At 60.8% G+C, this 26682-nt stretch carries 30 protein-coding genes and 1 pseudogene; 15 read left to right on the top strand and 16 right to left on the bottom strand.

All coding sequences use genetic code 11. The features are described from left to right. Nucleotides 1–60: 60 nt before the first annotated feature. A complete protein-coding gene (locus JTP94_RS08470) occupies nt 61–1191 on the bottom strand; it encodes a site-specific DNA-methyltransferase (RefSeq protein ID WP_204850075.1) in 1131 nt (376 codons plus the stop codon). A 388-nt stretch (nt 1192–1579) separates the two neighbouring features. Then, a complete protein-coding gene (locus JTP94_RS08465; RefSeq protein WP_204850074.1) occupies nt 1580–2479 on the bottom strand; it encodes an SDR family oxidoreductase in 900 nt (299 codons plus the stop codon). Between the two features lie 98 nt (nt 2480–2577). Here JTP94_RS08465 and JTP94_RS08460 point away from each other — a divergent pair, with 98 nt between their 5' ends. Then, complete coding sequence (locus JTP94_RS08460) at nt 2578–3402, top strand: helix-turn-helix transcriptional regulator (RefSeq protein WP_204850073.1); 825 nt, start codon at nt 2578–2580, stop codon at nt 3400–3402. 18 nt (nt 3403–3420) lie between these two features. Here the strand turns inward: JTP94_RS08460 and JTP94_RS08455 are convergent, their stop codons facing one another. Both JTP94_RS08455 and JTP94_RS08450 read right to left on the bottom strand, forming a co-directional pair. Continuing rightward, entirely contained in the window at nt 3421–3786 is a 366-nt protein-coding gene (locus JTP94_RS08455) for an antibiotic biosynthesis monooxygenase (RefSeq protein WP_204850072.1), read from the bottom strand. Further along, nucleotides 3783–4112 (bottom strand): NIPSNAP family protein, encoded by a 330-nt coding sequence (locus JTP94_RS08450; RefSeq protein WP_204850071.1) that lies wholly within the window; start codon nt 4110–4112, stop codon nt 3783–3785. The genes JTP94_RS08455 and JTP94_RS08450 overlap by 4 nt, the downstream gene beginning before the upstream one ends. 71 nt (nt 4113–4183) lie before the next feature. Here JTP94_RS08450 and JTP94_RS08445 point away from each other — a divergent pair, with 71 nt between their 5' ends. After that, nucleotides 4184–4882 carry a helix-turn-helix transcriptional regulator gene (locus JTP94_RS08445; protein ID WP_204850070.1) on the top strand — a complete coding sequence of 233 codons (699 nt, stop codon included), beginning with the start codon at nt 4184–4186 and terminating at the stop codon, nt 4880–4882. On the opposite strand, the gene JTP94_RS08440 is transcribed toward JTP94_RS08445, so the two are convergent. The 3 genes from JTP94_RS08440 to JTP94_RS08430 all read right to left on the bottom strand — a co-directional run bounded on the left by JTP94_RS08440 (nt 4879) and on the right by JTP94_RS08430 (nt 6840). Then, the gene (locus tag JTP94_RS08440; protein ID WP_204850069.1) at nt 4879–5304 is read right to left on the bottom strand and encodes a DUF1284 domain-containing protein; all 426 of its coding nucleotides are present in this window, start codon (nt 5302–5304) and stop codon (nt 4879–4881) included. The two genes, JTP94_RS08445 and JTP94_RS08440, sit on opposite strands and share 4 nt — an antisense overlap. After that, nucleotides 5301–5891, bottom strand: a complete 591-nt coding sequence (locus tag JTP94_RS08435) for a biotin transporter BioY (RefSeq protein WP_204850068.1) — start codon at nt 5889–5891, stop codon at nt 5301–5303. The genes JTP94_RS08440 and JTP94_RS08435 overlap by 4 nt, the downstream gene beginning before the upstream one ends. A 280-nt stretch (nt 5892–6171) precedes the next feature. Beyond that, nucleotides 6172–6840, bottom strand: coding sequence for a GntR family transcriptional regulator (locus JTP94_RS08430; RefSeq protein WP_204850067.1), 669 nt, complete (start codon nt 6838–6840; stop codon nt 6172–6174). A 234-nt stretch (nt 6841–7074) separates the two neighbouring features. Here JTP94_RS08430 and JTP94_RS08425 point away from each other — a divergent pair, with 234 nt between their 5' ends. Continuing rightward, entirely contained in the window at nt 7075–7767 is a 693-nt protein-coding gene (locus tag JTP94_RS08425; RefSeq protein WP_204850066.1) for an HAD family hydrolase, read from the top strand. Nucleotides 7768–7891: 124 nt separating this feature from the next. Here the strand turns inward: JTP94_RS08425 and JTP94_RS08420 are convergent, their stop codons facing one another. Beyond that, the gene (locus JTP94_RS08420) at nt 7892–8518 is read right to left on the bottom strand and encodes a hypothetical protein (RefSeq protein ID WP_204850065.1); all 627 of its coding nucleotides are present in this window, start codon (nt 8516–8518) and stop codon (nt 7892–7894) included. A 313-nt stretch (nt 8519–8831) separates the two neighbouring features. On the opposite strand from JTP94_RS08420, the gene thrC reads away from it, so the two are divergent. The 4 genes from thrC (at nt 8832) to JTP94_RS08400 (ending at nt 15122) form a co-directional block, all read left to right on the top strand. Beyond that, nucleotides 8832–10253, top strand: coding sequence for a threonine synthase (gene thrC, locus JTP94_RS08415; RefSeq protein WP_204850064.1), 1422 nt, complete (start codon nt 8832–8834; stop codon nt 10251–10253). Next, on the top strand, nt 10250–11548 hold the full coding sequence (locus tag JTP94_RS08410) for a pitrilysin family protein (RefSeq protein WP_204850063.1): 1299 nt from the start codon (nt 10250–10252) through the stop codon (nt 11546–11548). The genes thrC and JTP94_RS08410 overlap by 4 nt, the downstream gene beginning before the upstream one ends. Nucleotides 11549–11598: 50 nt before the next feature. Continuing rightward, nucleotides 11599–12213, top strand: coding sequence for a GNAT family N-acetyltransferase (locus JTP94_RS08405; RefSeq protein WP_034508238.1), 615 nt, complete (start codon nt 11599–11601; stop codon nt 12211–12213). 71 nt (nt 12214–12284) lie between these two features. After that, nucleotides 12285–15122: an EAL domain-containing protein gene (locus JTP94_RS08400; protein WP_246754744.1), complete on the top strand. Its 2838-nt coding sequence runs from the start codon at nt 12285–12287 to the stop codon at nt 15120–15122. A gap of 31 nt (nt 15123–15153) precedes the next feature. Here the strand turns inward: JTP94_RS08400 and JTP94_RS08395 are convergent, their stop codons facing one another. From JTP94_RS08395 to JTP94_RS08385, 3 genes are all read right to left on the bottom strand, one after another. Next, the gene (locus tag JTP94_RS08395; RefSeq protein WP_204850061.1) at nt 15154–16209 is read right to left on the bottom strand and encodes a putative zinc-binding metallopeptidase; all 1056 of its coding nucleotides are present in this window, start codon (nt 16207–16209) and stop codon (nt 15154–15156) included. A 142-nt stretch (nt 16210–16351) separates the two neighbouring features. Then, complete coding sequence (locus JTP94_RS08390) at nt 16352–16543, bottom strand: CsbD family protein (protein WP_204850060.1); 192 nt, start codon at nt 16541–16543, stop codon at nt 16352–16354. Nucleotides 16544–16639: 96 nt separating this feature from the next. Beyond that, nucleotides 16640–17245, bottom strand: a complete 606-nt coding sequence (locus tag JTP94_RS08385) for a YqgE/AlgH family protein (protein ID WP_034508246.1) — start codon at nt 17243–17245, stop codon at nt 16640–16642. 141 nt (nt 17246–17386) lie between these two features. Between JTP94_RS08385 and JTP94_RS08380 the strand changes: the two genes are divergently transcribed. From JTP94_RS08380 to JTP94_RS08355, 6 genes are all read left to right on the top strand, one after another. Continuing rightward, the gene (locus JTP94_RS08380; RefSeq protein ID WP_204850059.1) at nt 17387–18226 is read left to right on the top strand and encodes a protein-disulfide reductase DsbD domain-containing protein; all 840 of its coding nucleotides are present in this window, start codon (nt 17387–17389) and stop codon (nt 18224–18226) included. Between the two features lie 83 nt (nt 18227–18309). Then, nucleotides 18310–18795, top strand: a complete 486-nt coding sequence (locus tag JTP94_RS08375) for a peroxiredoxin (protein WP_204850058.1) — start codon at nt 18310–18312, stop codon at nt 18793–18795. Between the two features lie 168 nt (nt 18796–18963). Further along, nucleotides 18964–19107 (top strand): hypothetical protein, encoded by a 144-nt coding sequence (locus JTP94_RS08370; RefSeq protein WP_204850299.1) that lies wholly within the window; start codon nt 18964–18966, stop codon nt 19105–19107. Beyond that, nucleotides 19104–19886: a metal ABC transporter ATP-binding protein gene (locus tag JTP94_RS08365; RefSeq protein ID WP_204850057.1), complete on the top strand. Its 783-nt coding sequence runs from the start codon at nt 19104–19106 to the stop codon at nt 19884–19886. Before JTP94_RS08370 ends, JTP94_RS08365 begins: the two co-directional genes overlap by 4 nt. Then, the gene (locus JTP94_RS08360; protein ID WP_204850056.1) at nt 19883–20755 is read left to right on the top strand and encodes a metal ABC transporter permease; all 873 of its coding nucleotides are present in this window, start codon (nt 19883–19885) and stop codon (nt 20753–20755) included. Before JTP94_RS08365 ends, JTP94_RS08360 begins: the two co-directional genes overlap by 4 nt. A 19-nt stretch (nt 20756–20774) precedes the next feature. After that, on the top strand, nt 20775–21677 hold the full coding sequence (locus JTP94_RS08355; protein WP_204850055.1) for a metal ABC transporter solute-binding protein, Zn/Mn family: 903 nt from the start codon (nt 20775–20777) through the stop codon (nt 21675–21677). A gap of 79 nt (nt 21678–21756) precedes the next feature. On the opposite strand, the gene JTP94_RS08350 is transcribed toward JTP94_RS08355, so the two are convergent. Then, the gene (locus JTP94_RS08350) at nt 21757–22065 is read right to left on the bottom strand and encodes a Dabb family protein (RefSeq protein WP_034508259.1); all 309 of its coding nucleotides are present in this window, start codon (nt 22063–22065) and stop codon (nt 21757–21759) included. Between the two features lie 344 nt (nt 22066–22409). Between JTP94_RS08350 and JTP94_RS36005 the strand changes: the two are divergent. Both JTP94_RS36005 and JTP94_RS36000 read left to right on the top strand, forming a co-directional pair. Beyond that, nucleotides 22410–22712, top strand: a pseudogene (locus JTP94_RS36005) (YiiX/YebB-like N1pC/P60 family cysteine hydrolase); the annotation flags it as partial. Further along, complete coding sequence (locus tag JTP94_RS36000) at nt 22702–23073, top strand: YiiX/YebB-like N1pC/P60 family cysteine hydrolase (RefSeq protein ID WP_409456597.1); 372 nt, start codon at nt 22702–22704, stop codon at nt 23071–23073. The pseudogene JTP94_RS36005 and the gene JTP94_RS36000, both read left to right, overlap by 11 nt. Before the next feature lie 88 nt (nt 23074–23161). Here JTP94_RS36000 and rnhA read toward each other — a convergent pair whose 3' ends face one another. The 4 genes from rnhA to JTP94_RS08325 form a co-directional block, all read right to left on the bottom strand. Then, nucleotides 23162–23602, bottom strand: a complete 441-nt coding sequence (rnhA, locus tag JTP94_RS08340) for a ribonuclease HI (RefSeq protein WP_034508264.1) — start codon at nt 23600–23602, stop codon at nt 23162–23164. Beyond that, entirely contained in the window at nt 23599–24564 is a 966-nt protein-coding gene (locus tag JTP94_RS08335; protein ID WP_204850053.1) for a homoserine kinase, read from the bottom strand. The genes rnhA and JTP94_RS08335 overlap by 4 nt, the downstream gene beginning before the upstream one ends. Nucleotides 24565–24762: 198 nt before the next feature. Continuing rightward, nucleotides 24763–25770: a 4-hydroxy-3-methylbut-2-enyl diphosphate reductase gene (gene ispH / locus JTP94_RS08330; RefSeq protein WP_204850052.1), complete on the bottom strand. Its 1008-nt coding sequence runs from the start codon at nt 25768–25770 to the stop codon at nt 24763–24765. A gap of 161 nt (nt 25771–25931) precedes the next feature. Next, on the bottom strand, nt 25932–26678 hold the full coding sequence (locus tag JTP94_RS08325; protein ID WP_204850285.1) for an SURF1 family protein: 747 nt from the start codon (nt 26676–26678) through the stop codon (nt 25932–25934). Between the last annotated feature and the right edge of the window lie 4 nt (nt 26679–26682).

The following is a 26682-nucleotide window of genomic DNA, read 5'->3' as shown; positions in this document are numbered from 1 at the left end:
GGCGTCCCGGAAACCGTGGGGCGGTTCTGCAACCGGGCGCGCCCAGGCTCGTGCCCGAGGCTATTCCACCTTTGCCATATCGCTGCGGATGATGGCCCGGAGCTCGTCGATCGGGCGCAGGGACTGCCCGTCGTCGACATGCCAGAACATCCATCCGTTGCATGCATCAAGGCCCTGGACCTTCGCGCCAAGGCGATGAATGGAACCGGCCTCTCCGCCGGAAGCGACCGTACCGTCGGCGCGGACGATGGCGCTATAACGACGCTTCGCATCCGTCAGCACCTGGCCGGGCTTGATGAGACCGCTTTCGATCAGCACGTTGAAGGCAACGCGAACCTCGGCCTTCTTGCCGGTCATGACAGTCAGCTCCGCCTTGCCGAGCGGCTCGACGGCGGCGATGCGGGCGCTGGCCGCATCGATATAATCCTGCTCACGCTCGATGCCGACGAAATGCCGACCGAGGCGCTTGGCAACCGCACCCGTGGTGCCCGATCCGAAGAAGGGATCGAGAATGATGTCGCCGGGCTTCGACGAGGCCATGATGACACGAGCGAGCAAGGCTTCCGGCTTCTGCGTCGGATGTACCTTCTTGCCGTCGTCGCCCTTCAGCCGCTCGTTGCCGTTGCAAATCGGAAACAGCCAGTCGGAGCGCATCTGCACGTCGTCGTTGGCGGCCTTCATGGCATCGTAGTTGAAGGTATAGCCCTTGACCTTGGCGTTCGGGCTCGCCCAGATCATCGTCTCATGCGCGTTCTGGAAACGACGGCCCTTGAAGTTCGGCATGGGATTGGTCTTGCGCCAGACGATGTCGTTGAGGATCCAGAAATTCAGATCCTGCATCGTCGCGCCGACACGGAAGATGTTGTGATAGGAGCCGATGACCCAGATCGTACCCGCCGGCTTCAGCACGCGGCGGCAGGCAAGCAGCCAGGCGCGGGTGAAGGCATCATAGGCTTCGAAGGAGGCGAACTGGTCCCATTCGTCATCGACCGCGTCGACAAGCGATTGGTCGGGACGATGCAGCGTGCCGCCCAGCTGGAGATTATAGGGCGGGTCGGCAAAAATGACGTCGACGGAATGATTGGGCAGTGCTTCAAGAGCCGCTACGCAATCGCCCTTGATGATCGTGTCGATCCAGGCCCCCGGAACTGCTGAGGTCCTGAGGTCGGCAAGCGGGAAAACTGACGCCATGTGATACTCGCTGTTACACTTACTCGATGCTCTTAACTGGGTGTTATGGTTACCTAACTTGGTTACCAAAGGCTAAAGCGGAGAGCATTTTCTCGAAATTCCGGTGGAATGGGTTAAATGGCGCCAACAACGCCAATGGCGCGCATGACCACCGGGGCGGTCCCTGGCAGTCGCAGCCAAAGATCAATCCGTTCGGCAATTTTCACGGCGCCGTCGACTTCGATCGAAGCTGCGTGTGCGCCGTTCGCTTTTGGCGAACTGGTCCTGGAGTTGCGTAGAAATAATAACATTGAGCGGTAAAGCTATCCCATGAAACGCTTTACCGCTCTGGAGTCGACGGAGACGCGGAAATCCGCGGCTCTGCCTTCATACACCTGGCGCCAATGCTTCAGCGAACCTCTTCACCGTATTGCATTGCGTCGAGATCGGCGATCAGCGACGGACCGGTCGGATGCCATCCGAGCCGTGCCCGGGTCTGAGCACTGGAAGCGGGGAAATCCATGCCGGCAAACGCCGACATCCATCCAAAATAATCCGCTATCTTCTCGCCGGAAATGGACACGGCTGGCACATTCAAGCCGCGGCCAATGGCCAGCGCGATTTCGCGGACTTCAACCCCCTCTTCATCAACCGCATTGTAACGTGCTCCCGGTTCCCGCTTTTCCAGCGCGAGCCTGTAGAGACGCGCCACATCGAGCAGGTGCGCGGCAGGCCAGCGATTGCGTCCCTCGCCGGGATAGACTGCGACGCCCTTTTCGCGAGCGATGGCGATGAGCGGCGTGATGAGGCCCTGCTTGCGCGTATCATGGACCTGCGGCAATCGGACCACCGATACGTTCACTCCCGCATTCAACAGCTCAGCGCCCGTCAGTTCGGAAGCGACGCGTGGATTGGGATGGCTGGTGTTGAAGACATCTTCGGTCCCGGGCTGGCCGGGCTCATGATTTCCCATGCCGGTGCCGGAGGTTATGACCAACGGTCGATCCGAGCCGGCAAGTGCGGCGCCGAGCGCCCGGATGGCGCGTCGATCCTTTTCGCAATTTTCCACGAACCTTGAGAAATCGTGGTCGAACGCTGTGTGGATCACGCCGTCCGCCTTCGCCGCGCCGCTGCGCAAGCTCTCCGGATCCTCAAGAGTTCCCCTGTGCACTTCGGCGCCCGCAGCCGCCAGCGATTGCGCTCCGGCGTCCGACCGGGTCATGCCGATCACCTGATGGCCAGCGTTTATAAGTTCAGGAACAAGGGCTGAACCGATAAAGCCGGTCGCACCCGTAAGAAAGATACGCACGATGACGTCTCCTTGTTGGTCGAGTACGCACTATCCGACCATCCTTTATTCTGTTAAAGTAGTGACCTCATCATATTATAATTGCTAACAGGATCGTCATGCCGATCAATACCGGCAACTCATTGGGAGCCTTCCTGAAGGATCGCCGCAACCGGCTTGATCCCGCGACCTTCGGCTTTTCGGGGCGTCGACGCACACCCGGACTGCGCAGGGAAGAGGTGGCCCAACGCGCCAACATAAGCCCCACCTGGTACACATGGTTGGAGCAGGGTCGCGGCGGCTCTCCCTCTTCGGACGTATTGAACCGGATCGCCACCGGGCTGATGCTGACCGAACCGGAGCGCGAACATCTTTTCATGTTGGGGCTCGGGCGGCCACCCGAGGTTCGCTACAAGACCGCCGAAGGCGTCACCCCCCGGCTGCAACGCCTGCTGGACTCGCTCGACGCAAGTCCTGCCTTGATCAAGACCGCCACCTGGGATGTCGTCGCATGGAACCGCGCCGCGGCCGTGGTCTTGACCGACTATGGCGCACTTCCCGTCGAGCAACGCAATATTCTGCGCCTGCTATTCGGCAATCCCGCCATTCGCACTGCACAGCATGACTGGGAGAACCTGGCCCGTTTTGTGGTCGGAGCCTTCCGGGCCGATGCGGCCCGCGCCGGCGCGGTGTCCGAAGTCAGCGAACTTGTCGATGAACTCTGCAAAGTCAGCTCGGAATTCGAAGCGTTGTGGCTTGAGAATAACGTTCACGTCCAGGGGGAAGGAATAAAGCACCTGCGCCATCCCAAACTTGGTCCTATCGAGCTGGAATATTCCGCCTTTGCTGTCGATGGCCGACCCGATCTTGGTTTGATCATCTATACCCCCGCCGACAGCTCGGTTGCCGACCGCATCCGCTCACTTGTCATGCAGGAGCTTTGACTTTGCCGAGGCCGACTATTAGGCCCCAGCCCTTTCGGCTGAATCATGAATTGCCCGGCTATCGGCCGGCGCCTCGTCCCGCTCGTTCATGCCGTAGTCGCGGACGACATGGGCGATACGCAGACGGTAGTCCGCAAAAACAGTTCCTCGACCGGCCTTCTGCGCCGCGCGGTGGGCTTCGCGGTTGCGCCACTCCTTGACCGCCGCCTCGTCGCGCCAGAAGGAAAGCGACAGGATCTTGCCGCTCTGGCTGAGACTCTCGAAGCGTTCGATGGAGATGAAACCATCGATCGTTTCGAGTTCGGCGCGCAGCTTTCCGGCTATGTCGAGATAGTGCTGACGCTCATCGGGATGGGGGACGACTTCGAAAATGACTGCGATCATGGCGATATCCTCGGAGTATGCGGCAGGGATACATTTTTCAGGAAAATACGATCCTCCTGCAAGATGAAACGCTCACGGCGGGAGAAATCGTGATTCGCCTGGGCGAGCGGATCGGCGGCCAGGCTCTTGCGATAGGCCTCGTAGGCGGCCAGGTTCTCGATATTGTAGACGCCGTAGGCTGTCGTCAAAGAGCCCTCATGCGGGGCGAAATAGCCGATGAGATCGGCACCGTTGCGCGGGATGATCTGGCCCCAGGCCTTGCCATACTCGGCAAAGGCATCCTGCTTGAAGGGGTCGATCTGGTAGCGGATGAAACAGGTGATCATGGCTTTCTCCTTTGCTGATGGGGGTGTTTTCGCACATTGCGGAACGGAGATGCTTCGGTTACGATCGAAGTATGAAGGAAGGTCCTGACATAGCGCAGATCGGCTCGCTGATGGGCGATCCGGCGCGGGCGAACATGCTGACGGCATTGATGGGCGGCCGTGCGCTGACGGCGACCGAGCTCGCGGCGGCGGCAGGCGTGACGCTGCAGACGGCAAGCTCGCATCTTGCCAAGCTCGAAGCGGGCGGATTGCTGACGCAACGCAAGCAGGGCCGGCATCGCTATTTCGCGCTGGCCGATGACGGCGTCGGCAAGCTGCTTGAGGGTATCATGGGTTTTGCCGCCAGCCGTGGCCATCTGCGTCATCGCCCAGGCCCGAAGGAGCCGGCGCTGCGCAAGGCGCGCATCTGCTACGATCATCTCGCTGGCGACTTTGGCGTGCGCATGCTCGACAGCCTGATAGAAGGCGGCTCGATTTCGGCCATGGGCGAAGGCCTGAGCCTGACGGCGCAGGGCGAGACCCACCTTGGTTCGATCGGCATAGACGTATCCGGATTGCGGTCGAGCCGGCGTCCGCTCTGCCGATCCTGCTTGGACTGGAGTGAACGCCGCGCCCATCTCGCCGGCAGTCTCGGCAAGGCACTTCTTTCGAATTTTCTCGACAAGGGCTGGGCGCGGCGAACCGAAAACAGCCGCTCGATCTTCTTTACCCCGGAAGGCGAGCGCCGTTTTCTGGCGCTCTTTCCGATCGAGGCGAGCGACCTCTCTTAGGCGTGGCCGATCAGGACGTCGGCGAAATTTCCGGCAGCAATTCGGCTGCAGAGATCTCCCCATTCGCAACCAAGGCAGGCGTGGCGAATCTCGCCGCTGGCGAAATTCCGCCGCAGTTTTGCAAGCAAGGCGGCATCTGGCACCAGTACCGCGCCTATTTCGATTTCTTCGCCCAGCTGGGCCACCACGTCCGCAAGAGCGGCAGCGTCCCGCTCGATGACCGACGTCTTGAAACAGTGCGGCTCCATCTCGTCCAGAAGCGGTGCGCAGATATCGTCCGGGCCGGAGACCAGCTTGATCTCCTCCCCTTTTGTCAGACGCTCGGCGATGCGGCGATAATTGTCGGTGAAAACAGGCGTATAGCCTTCACCGACGAACGTCAGCATGCAGAGCAGATGGTGGGCGCGAAGCCGAACGGTCAATTCAGCTTTGCCTTGCCGCCATAGACCTTGGTCGCCTTCAGCGCAGCCGCCGCAAGGGCGGATTTCAGCACGGCGCCGAGGATGAAGGGAGCGACGCCGAAGAGCCAGCCCTTTTCAGCGCCGATCAGAGCTGCAAGCCATGCGCCACCGATCGCAAGGCACAGGATATTGGCCGAGAGATGGGCGAGGAAACTACGCACGACGCGGTCGCCGTTCCAGCCGCGCTCGGCAAGCCAGCCGACCAGCGCACCAATGATCGGGAAGGAGACGAGATAGCCGGCCGTAGGCCCCATGAAGGGCGCGATGCCGCCTGCGCCACCGGCGAGCACCGGAAAACCGACCATGGCTTCGCCAAGCCACGCCAGAATAGTGATCGCGCCGAGACGCCAGCCGTAGAGAGCGCCGATCATGGTGATCGCAAAGGTCTGCATGGTGATCGGCACCGGCACCATCGGCACCGAAATCTGCGACGCGAGCGCCAGCGCTAGCGTTCCGGCGAGAACGAAGGCGGCCTTGACGACCAGCGACCGTTGAGCAATGCGCAACGGGTCAAAGGCGGTTTCTTCATGATGATGCAGCAGGGACATAAGCTCTCCTTTTAGAAATTATAGATAATTTTTAATTCCCATCTATTTTATGGCCGAGTTTATAGGTCAAGGCAAGCGGAGGCAGTGTAAAATTGCGCTATGGGCAAGATGCCTGGAAATCTGGGGATTCAAAAGGAAAAAAATAGTGGGCGCGCCCTCAGACACAGAGATTTAAATCAGGCTCTGCACCGCCGCTAAGATGGAAAGAGCCGACTCCAGCCGTCGACGGATGAGCCGCGCGAGCGCTCCCACTTCAAATTATCTATAATTTTTTGGACGCTTAACCGACGATCGCGAAGGCTTCACGCGTCGACCCAGAGGGCGTGCGCACAGGAGCGCGACCGATCCATTGGACGTGCTTCTGCAGGATGGCGGCAGCCTCGTCGGTTCGCCCTTGGCGAAGGGCGGCCAGGATGGCGCGATGATCATGGTCCGTGCGCTTTTCCCAGCCGGATTGCCATGCCGAGAAAAGAAAGCGGGCGCTGGCGGCGTGCAGATCGTCGATTGCGGCCAGCAAGCGCGCCATGCCGCAGGGCGCCAGGATGAGACGATGGAAGCGGCGATTGGCCTCTTCCCAGGCACGGACATCGCCGGCGGCATCGCCTTCCCGCGTCGCCTCCTCGGCGGCATCCAGCATGGCAGGCGTCAGGTGCTGCGCCGCATGCTTCAAGGCGAGACCCTCGAGTGCCGCGCGCATTTCGGCGACTTCGCGGACCTCCTTGAGATCGAAGGAGGCGACGCGAACGCCGCGACGCGGCAAGTTGATCGCCAGGCCCTGCGCTTCCAGCCGCCGGAATGCCTCGCGCACCGGCACATGGCTGGCGCCGAACTCCTCGGCGATATGATCCTGCCGCAGCCGGGCATCGGGCGCGATCTCGCCACGGATGATGCGGTCGGCAAGCACCCGGCTGATGCGGCTGGCAATGGTGTCGTCACGCTCCTTGGCCATGGCTGATCCTTAAAGCCGGGCTTACGGATTGTCGAGCGACAAGCCGCAGTCATGAAGCCTTTTGAACTTTGCCGACCCCTTCCCTCAGCGCAGCACAGCCATGCCCGCCAATTGGTTGAGCTTTGCCGGCTTATCGTGTAAAGCGCGACGGTCATTTTTCTGAGCATGTTTCGAGACACGGGCGGTTTTGCCGGAACATGCCGTACCCAGCCCTCATCAAAGGCAGCAATTCTCATGAGCAATGGATTCGACCTCATCATCTTCGACTGTGACGGCGTTCTGGTCGATTCGGAAATCATCGCGGCAGACGTCGAATCCAAACTGCTGACGGATGCAGGCTATCCGATCAGCACCGAGGAAATGGGCGAGCGCTTCGCCGGCATGACCTGGCGCAACATTCTGTTCGAAGTCGAGCGCGAAGCCAGCATCCCGCTCTCCGCATCGCTGCTCGACAAATCGGAAAAACTGCTGGATCTGCGGCTCGCCAACGATGTCCAGGCGATTCCCGGCGTTCCGCTCGCGCTGTCGCGACTGCCGATGCCGCGCTGTGTCTGCTCAAACTCCAGCTCCGCCCGCCTCGACATGATGCTGACCAAGGTCGGCTACATCAAGCTGTTTGCGCCGCATATCTACTCCGCCAAGGATCTCGGCGCCGACCGTGTGAAGCCCAAGCCGGACATTTTCCTGCACGGCGCCGAGCAGATGAACGCCAATCCCGCCAACACAATCGTCGTCGAAGATTCGGTCCACGGCGTCCAGGCGGCGCGCGCCGCCGGCATGCGTGTCATCGGCTTCACCGGCGCTTCGCACACCTATCCTTCGCATGCCGACAAGCTGACCGATGCCGGCGCGGAAACCGTGATTGCCCGCATGGTCGACCTGCCTGGCATCGTCATGGCTCTGGCCGAATGGGATGGCGTTTTGTGAGACATCGCAGGCTGCAAAGAAAAGGCCCTGCCTCGCGGCAGGGCCTTTTCTTTTTCATTTCATCGCGAATGACATATGCGCCCACACAATCGCGGCGCAGGCCGGATGCGCGGGCGACGTGTGCTTAGTGGCGCTTCTTGCGTGCCGGCTTCTCACCCTTGTCAGGCTTCTGCGGCCCCTGGTCGAAACTGACCTGGACGATGGTAAAACCGCCAGAACCACCGGTGACGCTGATATCGTCGTCCGTGAAGAGGAACTGGGCCGTGCTCTCGCCCGGCGGAATTTCAGCTGTGTAGTTGATGGTCTTGCTGTAAAGCGCGGTCTCGTTGTCCATGACAGCGACATGGATCGGCAGGGTCACCTTGCCGGAGCTACCCATCGGGCCGGCGACCAGACGCCCTTGCACGGCGACATGAATCCCGAGATTGGTGCCATCGGTCGTGCACTGGCGCGTCGCCTGCGCCAGCGAGGCCTGATAGGTCAACTGGTTCGGATCATCCTTGGCGCCCTTGGCGTAAATCCGGTAGACGCCTGCCTGGTCGGGGATGGTAACCTGCGGGCATTTGCCGGCGACATAGGCCTGACCGCCGGTTACCTGCGGAGCAGCCCCGATGGTACCCGCCTGCGGTGCGACTGTAACATCCGTTCCCGGCTGCTTGTCACTGCTGCCGCCAAGACCAAGAGAGCTGCAACCAGTCAGCAATACCAGAAGCGAAGCGGAAAAAAGACGACGCGAAACCCTGCCAAACACTATTATTCCACCCTCTCCATACAATTCACATTATCGGCTTGAAGCCTGTCCGACGGGCCTTTTATGACACTTGGCGATGGTCTATACCAGCGACGCAGCGAAAAATCGATTGGGTAGACACCGTTTTGGCTCACTTTTCGAGATCGACATATTGGCACAAACTGCCGCCGGCCGGCGCTGATCCCACGCGCCTTGCGCAAACGCGAAAACCACGCGGCTGATCCGACGCAAAAAGACAGGCTACCGTCGCTTCGTTCCTCTACTCTCTCAACCGAACACTCAGGCAATTTTGCGACCAAAGGAATTCTAGACCGTGGACTATATCTCAACGCGGGGAGAAGCCCCTGCCCTTGGCTTCTGCGACGCCCTCCTGGCCGGCCTTGCCCGTGACGGCGGGCTCTACGTTCCCCGTGAATGGCCTATCCTGACGAAAAAAGAGATCCGCGCCTTCCGCGGCAAGAGCTACCAGGACGTCGCCTTCGCCGTCCTGTCGCCCTTCACCAACGGCGAAATCCCGGCCGATGTCTTCCGCGGCATGATCGACGATGCCTACGCCACCTTCCGCCATCCGGCGGTAACGCCATTGGTGCAGACCGGCCCGAACAGCTTCATCATGGAGCTGTTCCACGGCACGACGCTCGCCTTCAAGGATGTCGCCATGCAGCTGCTCGCGCGGCTGATGGACCATGCGCTGGAAAAGCGCGGGCAAAAGGCAACGATCGTCGGCGCCACATCGGGCGATACCGGCGGCGCGGCGATCGACGCTTTTGCCGGCCGTGAGCGCACCGACATCTTCATTCTCTTTCCGCATGGCAAGGTCTCGCCGGTACAGCAGCGGCAGATGACCACCTCGACCGCAGCCAATGTGCATGCGCTGGCGATCAACGGCAATTTCGACGATTGCCAGAACCTCGTCAAAGCCATGTTCAACGATGCCGGCTTCCGCGACAAGGTCAGGCTTTCCGGCGTCAATTCGATCAACTGGGCGCGAATCATGGCGCAGGTGGTCTATTATTTCACCGCCGCCGTCGCGCTTGGCGGCCCCGATCGGAAAATTTCCTTCACCGTACCGACAGGTAATTTCGGCGATATTTTCGCCGGCTATGTCGCCAAGCGGATGGGCCTGCCGATCGACCGCCTGGTGATCGCCACCAACGAGAACGATATCCTCGCTCGCATGCTGAAGACCGGCCGCTACGAGATGCGCGAGGTCAAGGCCACCAGCGCGCCGTCGATGGATATTCAGATCTCCTCCAACTTCGAGCGACTGTTGTTCGAAGCGCATGGCCGCGATGCCTCAAAGGTGCGCGCCGCGATGGAAAGCCTGAAGCAGTCGAACGGTTTTTCGATCAGCGAAGATGCGTTGAAGTTCATCAAGAAGGACTTCCGCGCCGGCCGTGCCAGCGAAAAGCAGGTGGCCGAGACGATCCGCAAAACACTGGCAGAAACGGGTTATCTGCTCGATCCCCACACGGCCATCGGCGTCTTCGTGGCAGAGAAGAACGAGCGGTCGACGAGCCCGATGGTGACGCTTGCCACCGCGCATCCGGCAAAATTCCCCGCCGCAGTAAAATCCGCATGTGGTATTGACCCAGCGCTTCCAACGTGGCTTGCTGGTCTGATGACCAGGGAGGAGCGTTTCGACGTTCTCGATCCGGAGCTTAAAGCCGTGGAAAGTTTTATCGGCAAGCATGCCCGGGCCGGGGAACAACAGACGCGGAAAGACAAGCGATGACAGTGGAATGCACCCGGCTTGCGTCCGGGCTGACAGTAGCAACCCAATCGATGCCACACCTCGAAAGCGTGGCACTCGGCGTTTGGATCAAGTCGGGTTCGCGTAACGAAACCGAGGCAGAACACGGGATCGCGCATCTGCTCGAGCATATGGCGTTCAAGGGTACGGCGCGGCGCTCCGCCCGGCAAATCGCCGAGGAGATCGAGAATGTCGGCGGCGAAGTCAATGCCGCTACCTCGACCGAAACGACCTCCTATTATGCGCGCGTGCTGAAGGACCATGTACCGCTCGCGGTCGATATTCTTGCCGACATCCTGACGGAGTCCGCCTTCGAAGAGGAGGAGCTGGCCCGCGAAAAGCAGGTTATCCTGCAGGAAATCAATGCGGCGAACGACACGCCGGATGACGTAGTCTTCGACAAATTCTCCGAGGTCGCCTATCGCGGCCAGACACTCGGCCGTGCAATTCTCGGTACGCCGGAAACCGTCGTCTCGTTTTCGCCGGAGCAGATTCGTAGTTACCTCGGCCGCAACTACACGACCGATCGCATGTTCGTCGTGGCTGCCGGTGCGGTCGACCATGAGAGCTTCGTGCGTCAGGTCGAAGAGCGCTTTTCCAGCCTGCCCCTGAAACCGTCCGCTCCACCTGTTATCGAGCCTGCGCGTTATATCGGCGGCAACATCCGCGAAACGCGCGACCTGATGGATGCGCAGATCCTCCTGGGCTTCGAAGGCCGTGCCTACCACACGCGCGACTTCTACTGTTCGCAGATCCTTGCCAATATCCTCGGCGGAGGCATGTCCTCGCGTCTCTTCCAGGAAGTGCGCGAATTCCGGGGTCTCTGCTATTCGGTCTACGCATTTCATTGGGGCTTCTCCGATACCGGCATCTTCGGAATCCACGCCGCCACCGGCGGCGAGAACCTGCCGGAGCTGCTGCCCGTCATCGTGAACGAGCTGCATAAGTCCTCACACGACATCCAGCAGCAGGAAATCGAGCGCGCCCGCGCCCAGATCCGCGCGCAGCTGTTGATGGGCCAGGAGAGCCCGGCTGCCCGTGCCGGCCAGGTCGCCCGACAGATGATGCTTTATGGCCGCCCCATCCCGAACCAGGAGATGCTGGAGCGCCTGGAAGGCATCACCATCGAACGCCTGACGGATCTTGCCGGCCGACTGTTCTTCGATACAGTACCGACGCTTTCGGCGATCGGGCCGCTGGAACAGCTTGCACCGATGGAAGACATCGTCATGTCGCTGTCGTCACCGGCGCCTGCCTCCAGAAGCGCGAGCGGCTAAGGCCACGCCGCGGGCCGATGGGTTCAATTCTCGGGGGAGTGCTTGGCGGCATGCAAAAATCTGTCTTTCGGTTTCTCTCACGTCATCCGGACGCGGTTGAACTCGAAAACGACCAATATTTGCTGCGCCTGCCGCGCTACTCCGATTTCAATCAATGGCACAGGCTGAGAGCCGAAAGCCGCCGCTTCCTGGAACCTTGGGAACCGACCTGGCGGCATGACGAGCTGACGGAAGGTGCCTACCGGGCGCGCATCATCAGGGGCAAGCAGGAATATAGTTCCGGCCAGGCCATACCACTATTCATTTTCCTTCGGGAAAACATGACGTTGGTCGGAGGCATCACGATCGGATACATTCGCCGCGGTGCTGCGCAGAGCTGCATGATCGGATACTGGATGGGCGAGCGCTATTCCGGTCAGGGTCATATGTTCGCCGCACTTCAGTTGGTTATACCCTATATCTTTTCCGGACTTGAGTTGCACCGTATTGAAGCAGCCTGTATTCCGGATAACGAGCGTAGCATGCGGCTTTTGGAAAAGGCCGGTTTCCAGCGAGAAGGTCATTTGCGCGGTTATCTAAAAATCAACGGTCAGTGGCGCGACCATGTGATGTTTTCAAGGTTGGCAGCGGATGCCGACCCGAACCGAAAATACGACCAGCGATGACCACCGGATTGATGCCGACAATGCCGACTGCCAAGCGGCTTTGCGCGCTGCTCGCAACGCTTGCGGCCACCATGCTGCTCCTGCTTGCCGGCATGGCGCACGCAGCCGAGCCCGTGAAGATTTCCCGCGACGATACAGCACTCGACCTGACGGCGACAACGGAGATCTACACCAACCAGGGCGAGGCCTTTCAGGTCTCAACAGCCGCCGGCGCCGACGGCATCCGACGCCGTATTGAGGTACGATCCTCCTCGCCGAACCATCAGGGAGACTGGGCCGTTTTCGCGCTCGCCAATGTTTCCGAAGAGCAGCTGGAACGCGTCATCGTCGCCCCGCATTTCCGGCTGGTGAATTCGAAGGTCTTCTGGCCGGACTTAGGCTCGCAGCGCATCGTTGCCATCACGCCGAGCGAAGGCTTTGCGCTCGACCGGCAACCGAGCGACGAGGCCGATGTGTTCCGCATCACGCTGAACCCCGGCGCGGTCGTCACCTTCGTGGCCGAGCTCTCGTCTCCGAACCTGCCGCAGCTCTATCTCTGGGAGCCCAACGCCTACAAGGATACGGTCAACGCCTTCACGCTCTATCGAGGCATCGTGCTTGGCATTGCCGGCCTGCTGGCGGTGTTCCTGACCATTCTCTTCGTCGTCAAGGGCACCTCGATGCTGCCAGCGACGGCAGCGCTCGCATGGGCGGTGCTCGGCTATATTTGCGTGGATTTCGGCTTCCTCGGCAAGCTCATCATGATCACGTCAAGCGATCAGCGAATATGGCGCGCCTGTGCGGAGGTGGCGCTCGCTTCAAGCCTGGTGATCTTCCTGTTCACCTATCTCAATCTCAATCGCTGGCATGCGCATCTGGGCTACGTCACGCTCGCCTGGGTCCTTGGCCTCGCCCTGCTCTTCGGCGTGGCGATCTACGATCCGTCGATCGCGGCCGGCATCGCCCGGTTGTCGCTGGCATTGACCGCGACGGCGGGCCTGCTGCTCATCATCTATCTCGGCTTCAGCCGCTATGACCGCGCCATCCTGCTGGTGCCTGCCTGGGCACTGATCCTCGTCTGGCTCTTCGGCGCCTGGATGACGGTGACGGGCAAGCTCGACAATGACATCATCCAGCCAGCACTCGGCGGCGGCCTCGTGCTGATCGTCCTCCTGATCGGCTTCACGGTCATGCAGCATGCCTTTGCCGGCGGCGCATTCCAGCAGGGCCTGTTCTCGGATCTCGAACGGCAATCCCTGGCGCTTACCGGCTCCGGCGACACCGTCTGGGACTGGGACGTGGCGCGCGACCGCGTGGTGACGACGCCCGACATCTCGACGAAGCTCGGCCTGTCGCCCGGCACCATGCATGGCGCGGCGCGCAACTGGCTGCCGCGGCTGCATCCTGACGATCGCGACCGCTTCCGCGCCACACTCGACGTGCTTCTCGAACATCGTCGCGGCCGGCTGAACCACGAATTCCGCATCCGCGCCGAAGACGGACATTTCCACTGGCTGTCGATCCGCGCGCGGCCGGTGCTTGGATCGAACGGCGAGATCATTCGCTGCGTCGGCACCATCGTCGATATCACCGAGCAGAAGAATTCGGTCGAGCGGCTGTTGCACGACGCGGTGCACGACAATCTGACCGGGCTGCCGAACCGCCAGGTCTTTCTCGATCGCCTGCAGGCGGTTCTGACGCTGGCGCCGGAGGGCAACCAGCTGCGGCCGACCGTCATGGTGATCGACATCGACCGCTACAAGCTTGTCAACGACACGCTCGGCGTCGCTGCGGGCGACAACATCCTCATCGCGCTAACGCGACGCCTTCGCCGCCTGCTGAAACCTCAGGACACGCTCGCGCGCCTTTCCGGCGACCAGTTCGGCCTCATCCTCGTTTCCGAGCGCGATCCGGCCAAGGTGGCCGACTTCGCCGACGCGATCAGCAAGGCGATCATGGTGCCGATCAACTTCGCCAATCGCGAGATCATCCTGACCGCGTCGGTCGGGCTCACATCCTGGGTCGACCAACAGGAAAATGCAGCCGGCATGCTCAGCGACGCCGAACTTGCCATGTACCGCGCCAAACGCGCCGGCGGCAACCGCGTCGAGCCCTTCCAGCCCGCCTTCCGCAGCTTCGGCACGGACCGCCTGCAGCTCGAAACAGACCTGCGCCGCGCCGTCGAACGCAAGGAACTCTCGCTGGTCTATCAGCCGATCGTGCGGCTTGAAGACGCCGAGGTGGCCGGCTTCGAGGCGCTGATGCGCTGGGAACATCCGAAGCGCGGCAATATTCCGCCAACGGAATTCATCCCCATCGCCGAGGCCTCGGACATTATCGGTCCGCTTGGCATGTTCGCGATGGAGCAGGCGACCAACGATCTGATGGCTTGGCAGCGACAGACCGGCGACCTGCCACTCTTCGTATCCATCAATCTCTCCAGCGTGCAGCTGCTCAACAATGAGCTCTACGACGATATCCGCGCCCTGCTCGCCAAGACCCATTGCGATCCGAGCCGCATCAAGCTCGAGCTGACGGAATCGCAGGTGATGGAGAATCCGGAGCAGGCGCGGCTCGTGCTCGACAAGCTGCGCGAAGCCGGCATCGGCTTGGCGCTCGACGATTTCGGCACCGGCTATTCCTCGCTCGCCTACCTCACCCGCTTCCCCTTCGACATGATCAAGCTCGACAAGGCGATGGTCCGCGACGAGAGCGACAAGAAGGCCATCCTTCTGCGTTCCGTCATTTCCATGGCGCGCGAACTCAACATGCGCGTCGTCGCCGAGGGTATCGAATCCGAAGAGGATGCACTGGAGCTCGCCAAGATCGGCTGCACCTACGGTCAGAGCTTCATCTTCGGGCCGCCGATGGGCTCGGATTCCGTGCTCAGGCTGTTGAAGGAACGCTTTCCCCTGACGAAGCGCGCGTAGGCTTTCTCACTTCGCGCAAAGGGACTGGAGATCAGGCGCTGTTGATCAGGCTGCGGACATATTCGAGCTTCGCGATCACCGGCGGCGACAGGATGAAGGGGTAGGAATCCGGCTGTCCCATGCTGCGCTGGATGGCGTTGATCGCAACGCTCAAGGGGATCCAGGCGTTGACGAGCTGGTCGGCGCTTTCGGCCCTGTAGGGATTGAAATCCACCTCCGCCGCCATTTCGTGATAACCAAAGGGATCGACCGCCAAACCGAAAGAGCGCGCGGTCTCCAGCGTATCGACGACATGCAGGTAATGCGCGAAGCATTCCGCAAAATCTTCCCAGGGATGGGCGCTGGCATAGGCGCTGATGAAGTTTTCCTGCCAGTGCGGCGGCGGACCATTGTCATAGTGATGTTGGAGCGCCATGCCGTAATCCGCTCCCTCGTCTCCGAAGACCGCGCGGAAGGCATCGAACTGGCCGCGGTCGCGAACGAGCTTGTTCCAGATGAAGTGGCCGGTCTCATGGCGGAAATGGCCGAGCAGCGTGCGGTATGGCTCGTTCATGGAGGCGCGCGCCTGTTCGCGTGTCACGTCGTCGGCTTCGGCGGCGCGAATGGCGATCAGCCCCTCTTCATGGCCGGTCCTGGCGGGCACGACATTGCTGCCCTGCATCTCATCTTCAAGAAAATCGAACACCAGCCCGCCCTGAGGATCCTGCTGCCGATCAGGATGCGGCAGGTTCCAACGCAGCAACGAATAGAACAGATGCCGCTCTGCCTGGCCGATACGCCGCCAGCGGTCTATGCCCTGCTGCGTATCGGTATTCGGCACCAGGCGGTTGTGACGGCAGGCTATGCAGAAGGGCTGCGGGTCGTCCGCATCGACAAGCCAATTGCAGATATCGAGTTCGGCGTTGGCGCAGAAACGGACATGGCGGGTCGGCTCGGCGACCAGATGCCAATTCGCTCCTTCCTCAGCCTCCAGCGCATATATTGCCAGCCGATCCGGGACGAAGCCGAGCTGATGACCACAGCGGACGCACCGCCTGTTGTCGAAATGCACCGGCTGGCCGCAATGGTCGCAAGTGAAAAGCCGCATGGAAACCCTCTTCGAAATAACGCCCCATCGACACGAAAGAGCCCGTCGCGTCTCCGAGACAGGCTCTACTTAGCGGGCCGCTTCTGCGGCATTATCTCAGATTGCACAGCGACCTGAAATTGGCGAGTAGCAAGCAGCCGGATCACATCCGGTCAACTGCACCCTTGACCTTATCCTTGGCCTTGCCGACGGCGCTCTGCACCTTGCCCTTGGCTTCCTGGGCCGCGCCTTTTGCGCGCAGCTCCTTGTCGTTCGTGGCCTTGCCGGCCATCTGCTTGGCCTTGCCTGCCACTTCGTTGACCTTGCCGGATACCTTGTCGGTCGTGCTGCCCATGTCAAACACCTCCATAATTGGCACAGCGTCATTGCCGTTGCCCTGTCATGAAAACGTCACGGGCGTTACTTCGGTTCCAATATAATGCAAGTTGGCTCAGCCATGCCCCGCATGCGGCGACAGCATTGCGGGGTTGATACCCATCAGAGCCAAGGCGCGCTCATATTTGTCGTCGAGGCTGCGGTCGAAGATCAATTCCTCTGCGGCGGGGCAATTCAGCCAGCCATTGTTGCCAATCTCGGCCTCCAATTGACCAGCGCCCCAGCCGGCGTAACCGAGCAGCATGGTGGCGCGTTTGGGGCCGCTTCCCTTGGAGATGGCCCGCACAATATCCAGCGTCGCCGTCAGGCTGATGTCGTCGCTGACCGGAATACTGCTGTCGCTGATATAGTCGTCCGAGTGCAGGACGAAGCCGCGGCCGCTTTCGACCGGTCCCCCGGTCTGGATCGGGAAATCCCGCGCGACGGGCGGGAGGACGATCGCATCGTCGTCCTTGATCATATCGAGATGCAAAAGGACATCCGTAAACGTCAGCTTCTGAGCCCGGTTGATGACGAAGCCCATGGCACCGGCATCGGAATGAGCGCAAATATAAATAACCGTCCGGTTGAAGTTCCGATCCTCCATGCCGGGCATGGCGATCAGGAACTGACCGTCGAGAAAACCTCTTTCGCGTCTATTCTTCAGCGTCGATAGGGACATCGTGCCTCCTGACCGCAGTCCATAGCTGCACCGCTAAAAAAATAAGATGGGGCAATGTCATAAATCAATCAACTGAAAATGATCATTTCTTTTTTCCGCCGCGCTGGCTCCGGGCCGGCCAATCCGCTAAATCCTCCTCTCATGATCGGAACAGTCACCCTCTCCCGCCTGGCGACGCTTCTTGCCGGAACGCTCGCCGCAATCCTATGCATCGGTACCGCCGCTTTCGCTGCAACGAGTGATTGGGTGGACAATCCGGGCGGCCGCATGCGCCTGGTGGCGCTGGCACCGGACGCCGAAGGGCATATCCGCGCCGCGCTGCAGATCGAACCCCAGCCCGGCTGGATCACCTATTGGCGCGAACCTGGCCAGAGCGGCATCCCGCCACAGGTGACGCTGGCCCCCAATAGCGGAATAAAGCTGGAGAAGACAGGCTATCCAATCCCGAAAAGGATCACCGTCGGCGCCATCCAGGAAATCGGCTATGACGCGCCCGTGACATTACCGCTCGATCTCCGTGTCGAGGGCAAGACGCCGGCAAAACTGGAATTGACCGCCTTCATCGGTCTCTGCAAGGAGATCTGCATTCCCTTCCAGGCCGAGTATTCGCTGGCGCTGCCGACGAGCGAACAGCCGACGACGCATGAACTGGCACTGCTGAATGCCGCGAAGGCTACCCTGCCGCAGGCTCCATCCTCCGATTTCGCCCTTGAGAGCCACAGCCTCTCAGCGGATGCGAAAAGCCTTTCGCTGCACCTCACCCTGCCTGACGCGACCGGAGAGGCACCGGCGATCTATGTCACCGGGCCGACGGGTTATGTGTTCTTCCAGCAGGCGAATGCGAAGCGGGAAGGCACGACCTACTCGGCCGATATCGCGATCGCCAAACTGCCGAAGAATTACGATATCAAAGGCAAGACCTGGGGCGTCCTCGTCGTCGACGGCGATCGCGCCATGGAAACCACGCTTGCGTTCGAATAGCCCCGATCTATAGTTCGCCCAACAATCCCTATCCAATCGGCGGCCGTTCAAACGCCTCCGAGATCGCCCCCAAGGAGAAAGCCATGACCATCGCAATCGGCGATAAACTGCCTGCCGCCACCTTCAAGGAAAAGACCGCCGACGGCCCGGTGGAAATCAGCACCGAGCAGCTTTTTGCCGGCAAGCGCGTCGTGCTTTTTGCCGTTCCTGGCGCGTTTACGCCCACCTGCTCGCTCAACCATCTGCCTGGCTATCTCGAAAACCGGGACGCCATTCTCGCCAAGAGCGTCGATGATATCGCCGTCATCTCGGTCAACGACTGGCATGTGATGGGCGCCTGGGCGCAATCATCAGGTGGCATGGGCAAAATCCACTTCCTTGCCGACTGGGACGGCTCCTTCGCCAAGGCGCTCGGCCTCGATATCGACCTCTCCGTTGGCGGCCTCGGCATCCGCTCCAAGCGCTATTCCATGCTGGTGGAAGACGGCGTGGTGAAGACGCTGAACATCGAGGAAAGCCCCGGCCAGGCAACGGTTTCGGGTGCTGCCGCGATGATCGAGCAGCTTTGAGATTTCAAGAATGCTGCCAGCAAAAGGGCGCCTCTCGGGCGCCCTTTTTGTTTCCAACGGCCATCCTGGCGACAGATACTCCGATGCAGTCATGATCAATGCTAAATCTGGCGTCCGCCTCTTTTTCGCCATATTCCTTCGGCTACAACACGTAATGTTATTACATAAATGAAAGCCCCCAGCATGCCGCTCAATCCCGATCCCTTCGCGTCCTCCCTGATGGGGCGTTCCGCCTTGACGCGCCTTGCCTATGTCGCGGTCGGCATAGCAGTGCTCTGGGCGGCCATCGGCTGGGCGGTGGCCTTGGCATGAGCGATCTGATCCGTCTCGACAATCTCACTGTCACCTATGAACGCCACCCCGCCGTGCACCACATTTCCGGCACCTTCCGGACCGGCAGCCTCACGGCCATCGCCGGGCCGAATGGCGCGGGCAAGTCGACGCTGTTAAAAGCGATCGTCGGTGAACTCAGGCCGGCGGGAGGATCGATCGATCGCGGGGCGTTGACCCGCAACGATTTCGGCTATCTGCCGCAGGCCGCCGATATCAACCGCCGTTTTCCGATCTCGGTCGCCGACACGATCATGCTCGGCGCCTGGAAGAATTCCGGCGCATTCGGCCGCTTCTCCCGCGAGGATGCGGAGCGGGCGCGCGAGGCGCTTTCGGTCGTCGGGCTTTCCGGTTTCGAGAACAGGCATATCGGTTCGCTCTCGGCCGGGCAATTCCAGCGCGTGCTCTTCGCGAGGTTGCTGCTGCAGGACGCGCGCGTCATCCTGCTGGACGAGCCATTTACCGCCATCGACCAGCGCACGACGCGCGACCTGCTCGACCTCGTTCTGCGATGGAACAAGGAAGGGCGTACGGTGATTGCCGTGCTGCATGATTTCGATCAGGTGCGCGCGCATTTTCCCGAGACGATGCTGATTGCCCGCGAGCTGGTCGGCTGGGGGCCGACGCAGAATATCATGAGCTCCACAAACCTCATCAAGGCACGGGCCATGGCCGAGCGCTGGGACGAGGAGGCCGAGGCATGCCTGCCGGAGGATGGGCTTGCCGAAGGTGATCTCGCAAAGCGGGAGCCGGCCGAATGACCGCTTACGACATATTCTTCGCGCCCTTCGCGGATTATGGCTTCATGCGGCGCGCGCTCATCGCCTGCCTCTGCCTCGGCCTCGGTTCCGGCCCGATCGGCGTCTTTCTGATGCTCAGGCGCATGAGCCTGATGGGCGATGCCATGAGCCATGCGGTGCTACCCGGTGCTGCCATCGGCTATCTCATCGCCGGCTCACTGTCGCTGACGGCCATGGGGCTCGGCGGGCTGGTGGCCGGCCTTTCCGTGGCGCTGCTCTCCGGCTTCGTCAGCCGCATGACGGTGCTGCAGGAGGATGCGAGCTTCGCCAGCTTCTATCTCACGTCGCTGGCGCTCGGCGTGCTCATCGTGTCGCTGCGCGGGTCGAATATCGATCTCCTGCACGTGCTCTTCGGCACGATTCTTGCGATCGACGCCCCTGCCCTTTATCAGATCGGCGCGATCACCACCGTGACGCTGCTGGCACTTGCCGTCATCTACCGGCCGCTCGTCATGGAATGCTTCGATCCGGGCTTCCTGCGCGCCGTCGGCGGGCGCGGGCCGGTCTATCATTTCCTGTTTCTGCTGCTCGTCGTCCTTAATCTTGTCGCCAGCTTCCAGGCGCTCGGCACGCTGATGGCCGTGGGGCTGATGATGCTGCCGGCGGCGATCGCGCAGCTCTGGTCGCGCAGCCTGCCCGTGATGATGGTGATCGCGACGGGGACGGCGGCGGCGGCCGGCTATATCGGCCTCATCGCGTCCTATCATCTCGAATTTGCTTCAGGGCCGACCATCATCATCACGGCAAGCCTGATCTACGGCTTCTCCATCCTCTTCGCACCTTCGGGCCTTGCCCGGCGGTTCTTTCCCCGTCCCCATCTCCGGGGCTAATCCGAACAAGGAGACTTGCATGAACAAACAGAGACTGCTCCTCTCAGCCGCTGCAGCGGCCTTTGTCGCCTTCGGCGTCGCCGGCCCGGCCTCCGCCGAGACGCTTGATGTCGTCGCTTCCTTCACCGTGCTCGCCGATGTCGTCAAGCAGGTCGGCGGCGACCATGTGAAGGTGTCGAGCCTCGTCGGCCCGAATGGCGATCCCCATGAATTCGAGCCGTCGCCTGCCGATGCCAAGAGGCTCAACGCCGCAAAAGTCACCTTCGTCAGCGGCGAAGGCCTGGAAGGCTGGATGGATCGGCTGATCACCGCATCGGGCTACAAGGGAACGCCCGTCGTCGCCTCCGAAGGCATCAACACCCGCACCATGGTCGATGACGGCAAGACGGTCACCGATCCGCATGTTTGGAATAGCCCGGTCAACGTAAAGGTCTGGGTCGCCAACATCGAAAAGGCGCTGTCCGCTGCCGATCCGGCTGATGCCGCCGATTTCAAGGCCAATGCCGAGCGCTACACCAAGACGCTCACCGAGCTGGATGCCTACGCGCACGGCAAGTTCGACAAGATCGCTGACGATCGCCGCAAGGTGCTGACCAGCCACGATGCCTTCGGCTATTTCGGCCGCGAATACAATGTCAGCTTCCTGTCGCCGCTCGGCGTTTCGACGGAAACCGAAGCCTCGGCCGCCGAGGTCGCCAAGCTGATCGAGCAGATCAAGACCGAGCATGTGAAGACCTATTTCTTCGAGAACTCCAACGATCCGCGCCTGGTCAAGCAGGTTGCCAAGGCCACCGGCGCCGAGCCGGGCGGCGAGCTCTATGTCGAATCGCTTTCCAAGGCCAACGGCCCGGCTTCGACTTACGAGAAAATGTTCCGTTATAACGTTGACCAGCTGGCCGCCGCGATGGCGAAGTCGAGCTGAGCCGACTGAACCAACACCGAGCAAACCGGGTCGCAGGTATGTTTTGCCTGCGGCTTGTTCTGCTTAAAGCCCGCTCTGCTTAAAGATTGAGATCGAAGACCAGCAGCCCGGCCAGGCCGCCATCGGTCGAAGAGACGATCCGCTCGCCGACGGCGACATGCTGCGGATGCACCAGATAGGCATCCCGCGCTTCCGGGCTCTCAAACGTCACGGCAAAGCCATCGACAAAGCCGCCATGCAGCCCTTCCGGCGAGACGTTCGGCCCGTATTTGACATCGATGATGCCGGGAATGACCTGCTGCAAAGCGGCCACGGATTCGAAAAGAGCTTTCTTCTCATCCTGTGTCATGGCGGATTTAAGCCGCAAGAAAACGCAGTGCAGGATCATGGATACAGCCTCCCTGGATGTTGGGGTCAGCATAGAGGGAAAGGGGTATTGGGCAAGGTGGGGTGGTGCGATGTTTGTGCTTTTTGACGATGGCTGACTCGATGTTCTCAGTAGACCAGAAGCGGACTTTGAGGGCCTGGCAAAGTCGGTCCTCTTCCCCTACCCCAAAGGCTGATTGGATATGTCCGTATTTCGATGGACGATCCGCCCGAGAACCATTGTTAAAATTGCGATCCCCACCGTTATCTATTTTATGATTGGCCTTCCGGGTGCCATGTTTCAGCGCAAAAGAGCCTTCATAGAGACAACTTGATCGAAGGCTTTCAATCGGTTCTGGAGATAGCATGAAGAAGCTGATGGGCATTGCGATCTTGTGCGCTTGTCTTGTCGTAGGAACGCTCTATGCCACTGCAGGTGGCGATTATCCGCCGCTTCAAGACGGTGATCTGATTTTTCAGACATCGACCAGTAGCCAATCAAGCGCGATCATATTCGCCACTGGCTCCGCTTTTTCGCACATGGGCATCATCAAAAACGACAGTGGCGCAATCACGGTCATCGAGGCCGCGGCACGGGTCAAAGAAACACCGCTGAAAACCTGGGTCAATCGCGGCTTGTTGAGGCGAGTGGCGATCTATCGCGACCCGCCTCACACCCGAAAAAGCGCGGCAACTTCTGTCCTACTCCCGCACGCTCTACGGCAAACCCTACGACCTCTTTTTCTCCTTCAACAACGATGCGATTTATTGCAGCGAACTGCCCTATCTCGCCTACAAGGCTGCCGGCATCGACATTGGCAAGGCACAGAAAATATCTGAGCTAAACATCGATAACATGCTTGTCAAAAACCTGGTTCAGTCGCGATGGCAGCGCGATAGCGAATGCACCGAACGCGGTTACGATTTCGATCAGTGCTATAAATACATCCTCAATCAGAGCCTCGTGACTCCAATCAGCATCGCCAAAGATCCAAATCTCAGGATGATCTATTCGGACTACCCACTGTGATGGATCCGATGCTGACGGCTGACAAAAATCGACGATCGGAGTGGCCTTAAGGGAGAAAATCTGGGCCGAGAACGAACGACACCCACCCCTACTTCCGCTTAAACGGCTCCATCCCCTTCCGCGCCAGCTCATCAGCCCGCTCATTCTCCGGATGCCCGGCATGGCCCTTCACCCAGTGCAGCGTCACCTGATGCCGGTTGCGGGCTTCCTCCAGCGCCTGCCAGAGTTCGGCGTTCTTCACCGGCTTCTTGTCGGCGGTCTTCCAGCCGTTTTTCTTCCAGCCGAAAATCCATTTGGAGATGCCGTCCATCACATATTTGGAATCGGTATGAAGATCGACCTCGCAGGGGCTCTTCAGCGCGTTCAAGGCCGAGATCGCCGCCAGCAGCTCCATGCGGTTGTTGGTGGTCTCCGCCTCGCCGCCGAACAGTTCCTTTTCCACGTCGCCATAGCGCAGCACCGCGCCCCAACCGCCGGGGCCGGGATTGCCGGAGCAGGCGCCGTCCGTGAAGATATCGACATGCTTCATGCCTTCAGCCCGTATTCGGCAGCGGAGGCGATCTGGCGGTGGAAGCGCAGCTTGCGCAGATATTCGATCGGGTCCTTCTTGGTGACCATGGCGCCGGCCGGTGTCGTCAGCCAATCGTAGAGGCGGGTCAGGAAGAAGCGCAGCGCTGAGCCGCGCGCGAGCGTCGGCAACGCGGCGATCTCGGCAGCGTTCAGCGGGCGCACGCTCTGATAGCCGTCCAGCAGCGCCATGCCCTTGGTGATGTTGTAGGCGTGGTCCTTCTCGAAGCACCAGGCGTTGAGGCAGATCGAGACATCGTAGGCGAGCTGATCGTTGCAGGCAAAATAGAAGTCGATCAGGCCGGAAAGCGTATCGCCCAGGAAGAAGACATTGTCCGGGAAAAGATCGGCGTGGATCACTCCGCCAGGCAGGTCCTTCGGCCAATGGTGGCCGAGGAAATCGAGCTCGCTGCGGATCTCGCCCTGCAGGCCGGGCTCGACCTCGTCGGCGCGCGCCTCGGATTTCTCCCAGAGCCCTTGCCAGCCCTTGAGCGAGAGCGCATTCGGGCGGCGGATTTCAAAACCCTCGCCGGCGACATGCATGGCGGCCAGCGCCTTGCCGACCTCGCGGCAATGATGCGCCTCGGGCTTGCGCAGCCACATGCCCTCGAGGAAGGAGATCAGGGCCGCCGGGCGGCCGGAGAGATGGCCGAGCAGCTCGCCGTCACGACGCGGCAGCGGCAGCGGGCAGGAGAGACCCCGGCTTGCTAAGTGCTGCATAAGCCCCAGGAAAAACGGCAGGTCGCCCTTGTCGACGCGCTTCTCGTAGAGTGTCAGGATCAGCGGATCGCGCGTCGTGTGCAGCAGGAAGTTCGAATTCTCGACGCCCTCGGCAATGCCCTTGTAGGAAAGCAGTTCGCCGACATCATATTCCGTCAGGAACCACTTCAAATCGTCTTCGGTAATATCGGTATAAACAGCCACGAAATATTCCCTGTTCGATATACGCCGGCCACCGTCACCACCCGCCATCGTGGTTCGAGACGGCCCTGCGGGCCTCCTCACCATGAGGGCTGATCTTCGGTGCCTGGCGGCGAAACTCTTGTCCCCTCATCCTGAGATGCCCTAGCGATGCAGCGTCAGCGCAAGCGGCAAGGCCTCGAAGGACGAGGTGGCCATTCTTCAATCTCCGTTGACGAAGGCCATGTCAGCACTCGTCAGCTCGATGCTGCGCAGCTCGCGATTGACGAGGAAATTCTCGGTTTCCTTGACCGTCTCGGCAAGCTCCACCACGGCATTGTAGCGGGCGCGGAACGCTTCGATGATCTCGTTGACGATGACCTCTGGCGCAGATGCGCCAGCCGAAAGGCCGACGGTGCTGATATCGCCGATATTGTCCCAGTCGATCTCCGAAGCGCGCTGGACGAGCACCGATTTCGTCGCCCCTGCCCTCAGCGCCACTTCGACGAGACGTTTGGAATTGGAGGAATTCGGCGCGCCGACGACGATGAAGAGATCGCAGCCGGGCGCCGCCTCCTTCACCACTTCCTGACGGTTTGTCGTGGCATAGCAGATCGAATCGGCTGATGGCGCGGTGAGATTGGGAAAGCGCTCCTGCAGCCGCGCGATGACGCCGGCGGTGTCATCAACCGAGAGCGTCGTCTGGGTCACGAAGCCGAGATTGTCGGGATCGGCGGGCTCGTAGACGTCGGCATCCTCGACAGTCTCGATCAGCGACACGGCGCCTTCGGGAAGCTGGCCCATGGTGCCGATCACTTCCGGATGGCCGGCATGGCCGATGAGGACGACATGGCGGCCGAGGCGATTGTGGCGCATGGCCTGCTTGTGCACCTTGGAAACCAGCGGACAGGTGGCGTCGAGATAGAAGAGATTGCGCGCATCGGCATCGGCAGGCACGGATTTCGGCACGCCATGCGCGGAGAAGACGACCGGCTGGGCGCGATGCTCGGCCGGGATCTCGTCCAGCTCCTCGACGAAGATGGCGCCCTTGGCTTCCAGCCCCTCGACGACATAGCGATTATGCACGATCTCGTGGCGGACATAGACCGGCGCGCCATAGGCCTTCAGCGCCAGCACGACGATCTGGATGGCGCGATCGACGCCGGCGCAAAAGCCGCGCGGCCCGCAAAGCCGGATGGTCAGGTCAGGTTTGGAAACGGCTATGTTCATGTCTCTTCCGAAATCCACGACGATGGCAGAGCTATAGATAGGTGTGCCCTGCCGCTTGTCCCATTAGTCCGCATGATCTTATCCAAAAGCCGCTGCGCACTTTTTGGGATCATCCTCTAGCCGAATATTCCATCGAAATGAAGCTATTCTATTGCATGCCTCTATTGTGAAGGCGCGTCCGGATGATGTTTGCGCCACCAGGAAATCGCGACGATAGCGACCAGCGCCACCGCCAGGCCATACCAGGTCACCGCATATTGCAGGTGGCTGTTCGGCAGATCGATGATGGTCACGCCGCCGATCGGCAACCCCTCGGGATTGGGCGTCTTGTCGGCATCGATGAAGAAGGGCAGCACCTTGTCCTTCGGCAGCCCGACGCTGGACGCCATCGCATCCAGGTCCCTCCAGAAGAATATGTTCTTGACCGGATCATTGTCCGGCATGCCCGAGGGCTGATCGGCGAGCTTGGCGCGTGCAAGGCCGGTGACGGTCTGTTCGTCGGTCAGCTGCCCCTGCTTGCGCATTTCCGGCTCTTTGGCTTCGGAGGGCACGAAGCCCCGGTTGACGAAGACATAGCGGCCATCGTCAAGCTGCAAAGGCGTATAGATGTGAAAGCCCGGTTCCTCTGCATAGGTGGCGAGGAAATCTCGTTCCTTGTTGTTGAGATAGTGGCCGGTCGCGGTCACCACGCGATATTCGATATCGCCACCGGAGGCAGCCATCGTCTCGATCACCGAGAGCGGCACGGGCGGCGTGTCCTTGCGCGCGGCAATGTCGGCCAGCAGGCCTTCCTTCCAATGCAGCCGCTGGACCTGCCAGGTGCCCAACCCCACCAGGATGACGAGGACGGCAAGCAGGATCAGCGCCTTGCCGATTTGCCACAGAGGGTTGGCGCGGCGCAGGGGCATAGCG

Source organism: Martinezella lusitana (assembly GCF_016901135.1).
Classification (GTDB): Bacteria; Pseudomonadota; Alphaproteobacteria; order Rhizobiales; family Rhizobiaceae; genus Rhizobium; species Rhizobium lusitanum_D.
This window is presented reverse-complemented; position numbering and strand designations above follow the sequence as displayed.